General features: G+C 62.1%; 1 protein-coding gene and 1 pseudogene. Both read right to left on the bottom strand.

Features of this window, described 5'->3' with window-relative positions:
• Positions 1-683, bottom strand: a pseudogene (locus C0V97_RS18125) (thiol reductant ABC exporter subunit CydC); the annotation flags it as partial.
• A partial coding sequence (locus C0V97_RS18120; protein ID WP_127103761.1) for an ATP-binding cassette domain-containing protein occupies positions 680-1090 on the bottom strand: 411 nt, incomplete at its 5' end. The gene C0V97_RS18120 and the pseudogene C0V97_RS18125, both read right to left, overlap by 4 nt.

Below are 1090 nucleotides of genomic sequence, written 5' to 3'. Positions count from 1 at the left end.
CCCGAAAAGGCCCGCGCCTCGCGCAGCCCGGTCGCGAGATCGAGCGCCGCCACACGCAGAGAGGACTCCGCATGCAGGATCGTCTGACTTCGATGCGCGCTGCGCCGTGCGGCCAGAAGCGGGATCACACACCCTGCCAGAACGAACAGGAACCCGAGCGACAGGCCGAGCCTCAGGGACTCTCGCCCCGCCACCACCACGAGTACAGGCAGGGCAATCAGAATACCCAGAGCCGGCATGGCGATACGCAGATAGATGTTATCGAGCAACTCGATGTCGCCGACCAACCGGTTGAGAAGGTCCCCTGCGCGCCGGAACCCCAACCCGGCTGCGGCGCCCCCTGCGAGGTGACGGAAAAACCAGACGCGCAGCGCGGCAAGCGCCCGGAACATCGCGTCATGGGCAAAAAGCCGCTCGGCATAGCGCAGCCCGATACGCGCACCGCCAAAGAGCCTCAGCAGACCAAAAGCGATGCCCGTGCCGAGCGCAAGAGTCGTCACAGTGATCCCTGCGTTCCACATGAGCGCAAACCCGCTCATGGCAGCAAGGGCTGAGAGGATCAGGCCAAAACCGAGGCGCGCATAGTAAGGTCTCCAGACGACGAGAATGCGTATCAGTGCCTGCGAAACGCGGATCCTGTCTTGCCCCTTGGAACTTGCCGGCGTCACTATCATCGGGCTCATGATAGGGACTCCCTGTTGCGGTCTGAGCTTAGACGAAGCGTCGCCGTGGCGAAGGCTTTCATGGCTTCGGAGTGGGAACTCAGAATGACTGTTCTCCCCTCTGAAAGACGACGCAGGGCTTCCATGATTTCCTGCTCCGTCTGGGGATCGAGATGCGCCGTCGGCTCATCGAGTAGCAAGAGCGGAGCATCCTTGAGATAGGCGCGCGCGATCGCGACGCGCTGGGCTTGGCCGCCTGACAGGCCAAATCCACCCTCACCAATCTCTGTATCCAGCCCTTTGGGAAGATGGCCGAGGAAACTGTCAATGGAGGCTGCCTTGATGGCGCGCTCCAGTTCGTTTTCATTGGCGTCTGGCCGCGCAAAGAGCAGATTGTCGCGCAGTGTGCCGGCAAAAAGCACCGGCTT

The sequence above is a fragment of the Asaia sp. W19 genome, assembly GCF_003994335.1.
In the GTDB taxonomy this organism is placed as follows: domain Bacteria; phylum Pseudomonadota; class Alphaproteobacteria; order Acetobacterales; family Acetobacteraceae; genus Asaia.
Note: the sequence above shows the minus strand (reverse complement) of the source record. Positions and strands in the feature narration are given on the sequence as shown.